At 59.3% G+C, this 4354-nt stretch carries 5 protein-coding genes; 2 read left to right on the top strand and 3 right to left on the bottom strand.

What is annotated here, in order from left to right:
• Both eno and ftsB read left to right on the top strand, forming a co-directional pair.
• Positions 1–1170, top strand: a 1170-nt coding sequence (gene eno, locus ACRXB1_RS31620; protein ID WP_449494280.1) for a phosphopyruvate hydratase, incomplete at its 5' end; no start/stop codon positions are given.
• A 134-nt stretch (positions 1171–1304) separates the two neighbouring features.
• Positions 1305–1760 carry a cell division protein FtsB gene (ftsB, locus tag ACRXB1_RS31615; RefSeq protein WP_061999072.1) on the top strand — a complete coding sequence of 152 codons (456 nt, stop codon included), beginning with the start codon at positions 1305–1307 and terminating at the stop codon, positions 1758–1760.
• A 101-nt stretch (positions 1761–1861) separates the two neighbouring features.
• Here the strand turns inward: ftsB and ACRXB1_RS31610 are convergent, their stop codons facing one another.
• The 3 genes from ACRXB1_RS31610 to ACRXB1_RS31600 all read right to left on the bottom strand — a co-directional run bounded on the left by ACRXB1_RS31610 (position 1862) and on the right by ACRXB1_RS31600 (position 3882).
• Positions 1862–2221, bottom strand: a complete 360-nt coding sequence (locus ACRXB1_RS31610; RefSeq protein WP_449494279.1) for a hypothetical protein — start codon at positions 2219–2221, stop codon at positions 1862–1864.
• 120 nt (positions 2222–2341) lie between these two features.
• The gene (gene hslO / locus ACRXB1_RS31605) at positions 2342–3286 is read right to left on the bottom strand and encodes an Hsp33 family molecular chaperone HslO (protein ID WP_062000799.1); all 945 of its coding nucleotides are present in this window, start codon (positions 3284–3286) and stop codon (positions 2342–2344) included.
• A gap of 71 nt (positions 3287–3357) precedes the next feature.
• Positions 3358–3882 (bottom strand): gamma carbonic anhydrase family protein, encoded by a 525-nt coding sequence (locus ACRXB1_RS31600; protein WP_061999074.1) that lies wholly within the window; start codon positions 3880–3882, stop codon positions 3358–3360.
• Positions 3883–4354: the final 472 nt, after the last annotated feature.

The following is a 4354-nucleotide window of genomic DNA, read 5'->3' as shown; positions in this document are numbered from 1 at the left end:
TCCGGCGCATCGACCGGATCGCGCGAAGCCATCGAATTGCGCGACGGCGAAGCCGGCCGCTACGGCGGCAAGGGCGTGCTGAAGGCAGTCGAGCACATCAACACCGAAATCTCCGAAGCCATCATGGGACTCGATGCATCGGAACAGGCGTTTCTCGACAAGACCCTGCTCGAACTCGACGGTACCGACAACAAGTCGCGCCTCGGCGCCAACGCCATGCTGGCGGTTTCCATGGCAGTGGCCAAGGCCGCGGCTGAGGAAGCGGGCTTGCCGCTGTATCGTTATTTCGGCGGTTCGGGCGCCATGCAATTGCCCGTTCCCATGATGAACATCGTGAACGGCGGCGCGCACGCCAACAACAGCCTGGACATCCAGGAATTCATGATCGTTCCGGTCAGCCAGCCGACCTTCCGCGAAGCGCTGCGTTGCGGCGCGGAAGTGTTCCACGCGCTCAAGAAGATCCTGAGCGACCGTGGCATGAGCACGGCCGTGGGCGACGAAGGCGGTTTCGCGCCGAATTTCGGCAGCAACGACGAGTGTCTTTCGACCATCGTTCAGGCGATCGAGAAGGCGGGTTATCGTGCGGGTGAAGACGTTTTGCTTGCGCTGGATTGCGCCGCAAGCGAGTTCTACCACGACGGCAAATATCAGCTCGCGGGCGAAGGCCTGCAGTTGTCGTCCACTGAATTCGCAGATTATCTCGCCACGCTCGCCGATAAATTCCCGATCGTGTCGATTGAAGACGGCATGCACGAAAGCGACTGGGACGGATGGAAGATCTTGACCGATAAGCTCGGCAAGAAGATCCAGCTCGTGGGCGATGATTTGTTCGTGACGAACACGCGTATTTTGAAAGAAGGGATCGAAAAGGGCATTGCCAATTCGATCCTGATCAAGATCAACCAGATCGGCACACTGACAGAAACTTTTGCAGCAATCGAAATGGCGAAGCGCGCGGGTTACACTGCCGTTATCTCGCATCGTTCGGGCGAAACGGAAGATTCGACGATTGCGGATATCGCGGTCGGCCTGAATGCCGGTCAGATCAAGACGGGTTCGTTGTCGCGTAGCGACCGCATCTCGAAGTACAACCAGTTGCTGCGCATTGAAGAAGATCTGGGCGATATCGCCAGCTATCCGGGCAAGTCGGCCTTCTACAATTTGCGTTGAAGCTAAAGCTTTCGTCCAGACGGACGTTAGTCCGGATATAGCCGTTTGTTCAGTCCGCCGCCCCGTGTTCCCGCGAACCCGGGGCGGCGCCGAAATACCAGTTGAAGTTTCAGCGCTTTTCTCTCGCCTCTTAAATGCGGATTGTCACCTTTGTCCTGATCCTGCTGCTGGCGATGATCCAGTATCCGCTGTGGTGGGGGCACGGTGGCTGGTTGCGTGTTCACGAGTTGCAGCAGCAACTGGTCAATCAGACAAAGAAAAATGCGGATCTGAAGCTGCGCAACGAACGTGTGCAGGGCGAAGTCGCGGATTTGCAGAATGGTACGGCCGCTGTTGAAGAACGCGCGCGTTATGAAATGGGCATGATGAAGGACAGCGAGGTATTCGTACAGTTTGTCTCGCCGAATTCCCCTGCGCCGGCCAACTCGGTGAACGCACAGTCCAGCGCGTCCACGCGAGGACAGGTTTCCGCCGCGCCTTTGCGAGTGGTACCCAACCCGGTTTCACGATCTAAGGAAGAGCGCCGTGCGTTCGAGCGGCAGGCGACCAAAGAGAAGCAGGACGCCGCCAAGAAGAAAGCGGGCGGCTGAGGCTAGTCGAATCGACCCGACAGAATACAAAAAAGCCGTTCCAATGTGAGTTGGAACGGCTTTTACTATTTGCGGCCCTTCTTGACCCTTGGGAATCAGCCTTACCAATAATACCCTGGGTATCCAACCCCAATACCCGTGCCCCATCTGTTACCCCATCCGCCGCTCGAATATCCGCCGTACACCGTCACCGGCGGCCGATAGTATTGCGAATACGCCTGAGCCGCGGCATCCGCAGCCATGGCCTGTTGCTGCTCGGCGAGCACCTGCCGGTCGATCTGGTTGTAGCGCTGTTGCTCTTCCGGGGAAAGCGGCTGGGCCGCCTGATTCTGCGTGGCGGGCAGGCGGCTGTAAACCGGCGACGGTCCCGGCGGATCCATCATGCACCCGCCGAGCGTGAGCAACGCTGCGCCGCACACCGCGACGGCCAGTTTCTTCGATACAAATGCAAAGAGTTTCATGTCGACCTCCAGCGGGCCGGGCTACTAATCGGACAGGGATAATGCCACGTCGCGCATCGGCAAAGCGCCATCCCGCGACGTCTTGTTACAGACAACAGAACTCTTCCTGCGCGACGTCGATCAATGCCGCTGATCCGGCGCCGGGCTTACGGCTTGCGAGATTTCTCCCGCGACAAAAAGTTGCGCCACGTCCACGGGATCGAACTCATAGCGCTGGTTGCAGAATTCGCAATGGACTTCAACACTGCCACGCTCTTCGACCACGCTGTCGACTTCTTCCCGACCCAGCATCTTCAGCATCCCGCCGACTTTCTCACGCGAACACGTGCATTCGAAACGAGCCTGAGCCGGCTCGAAGTGCTGCACGTTTTCCTGCCAGAACAGCCGCTTGAATACAGTCTCAGGCTCTTCCTTCAACAACTCTTCATTCGACAGCGTGCCGCCGAGGTGACACACGCGCTGCCAGGTATCGGCGTCGTGTTCGCCCGGGTGCGGGACGATACCGCCATCGCCCGGAAGCTTCTGCAGCAGCATGCCCACCGCGCGCTCGGTGTTCGCGGCGAGCCACATGCGTGTATCGAGCTGCTCGGAGTGATGCATATAGTGTTCCAGCACTTCGGCCATCGATGCGAGTGGCCCATGCTCGCCGCTTAACGGCACGATGCCCTGATACGCCTGCTGGCCGGGCTTCTTGTCGCGCGGGTCGAGCGTGATCACACAACGTCCCTGGCCATTGCGGTTCAGCAAGTCGGGGAGGGTCATGTCGTCGGTGATCGCGACGGGCGCTTCGCTCGCTCCTTCTATTGACTCAGCGAGTTTTGCCGTTGCGCGCAGCGACAGGTCCGAATTGCACTGCACGACGAGCATCGTCACCGGTCCGTCGCCATAGATCTGCATGATCAACGTGCCATCGAACTTGAGATTCGCCGACAGCAGCGCGCAGGCAGCCATCATTTCGCCGAGCACATTGCGCACGGGCGCGGGATAGGAGCGGCGCGTGAGTACTTCCTGCCATGTATCGCGCAACGAGACGATCTCGCCGCGCACTGGCGCCGCGTTGAACATGAATTTTTGCAGCTGATCGTTAACCACGTTGGGGTCCTTTAATCGATTGCGCAAAACGCACGAAGCCGCATTCAGCCGATCCGTACGAGTTGCGCCTTGTAATATTCGCGGCGTTCCACGTAACCACGCGTGCCGCCCTGCATCTTCGCAATGTCCGCTTCCGTCAGTTCCCGCACGGCTTTCGCGGGTGCGCCGAGGATCAGGGTGTTATCGGGGAAAATCTTGCCTTCGGTCACCACGGCGCCTGCACCAACAAGGCAATTGCGGCCAATTACCGCGCCATTCAAGACCACCGCCTGAATTCCGATGAGCGCGCCTTCCTTGACGGTGCAGCCGTGCAGCATTGCCTGATGGCCGACGGTGACGTTCGCCTCAATGGTCAGGGGAAAGCCCGGATCGGTATGAAGCACCGCTCCCTCCTGGATATTGCTTCCATGGCCGAGCACGATCGGCTCGTTATCCGCGCGCAGCGAGGCGCCGAACCAGACGCTCGAGTTCTCCTCAAGCGTTACGCGGCCGATGATGGTCGCCGTATCAGCGACAAATACGCTTTCGTGGATGGTCGGGGCGGCATCGCCGAGCTTGTAGATTGCCACTGTGTCTCCTGTGGGGCTGGAAGCGGAATTGGGCGGCAGGCTGGGGCGCCGCGGCTGGACAGTACAATCGGTCGCTGGTTGAGCTCTTGAACGGCGGCTCCAGCGCGTTTTGATGCTGAAAATCTGAAATTCGATCGCGGAAAAGCGTTATTTTAGCCGGTTGCGGGGAAGTGCCGTGCGGCCGGCCGCCGAGGACGGGATTGCCCGGTTCCGGCGTATCAAGCATAAGCACGTCAAAACTCTTTGAGAATCATGTCCGACCCGCTCGATTTGTCCAGTTCGTCATCCCTTCTACTGAGTGTCCGGCACGCTGCACTCGCGCTGTTGCGCGAACGTGATCCGTCCCGCCAAGGTGTTCTTGCGCGAACTCCTGCGCTCGGGCACCACGACGGCCGCCGTTTATTGCACAGTGCATCCGGGTTCGGTCGATGCGTTCTTCGAAGAGTCGTCGCGTTTCAATACGCGCATGGTC

The organism is Caballeronia sp. M23-90, from assembly GCF_053574605.1.
The sequence above is the reverse complement of the archived record's forward strand: the minus strand, read 5'-3'. Positions and strand labels throughout refer to the sequence as shown.

Excerpts from the sequence above, each read along its gene's own strand:
- ftsB (WP_061999072.1), top strand. The coding sequence starts at position 1,305 with ATGCGGATTGTCACCTTTGTCCTGATCCTGCTGCTGGCGATGATCCAG.
- ACRXB1_RS31610 (WP_449494279.1), bottom strand. The coding sequence starts at position 2,221 with ATGAAACTCTTTGCATTTGTATCGAAGAAACTGGCCGTCGCGGTGTGC.
- hslO (WP_062000799.1), bottom strand. The coding sequence starts at position 3,286 with ATGTTCAACGCGGCGCCAGTGCGCGGCGAGATCGTCTCGTTGCGCGAT.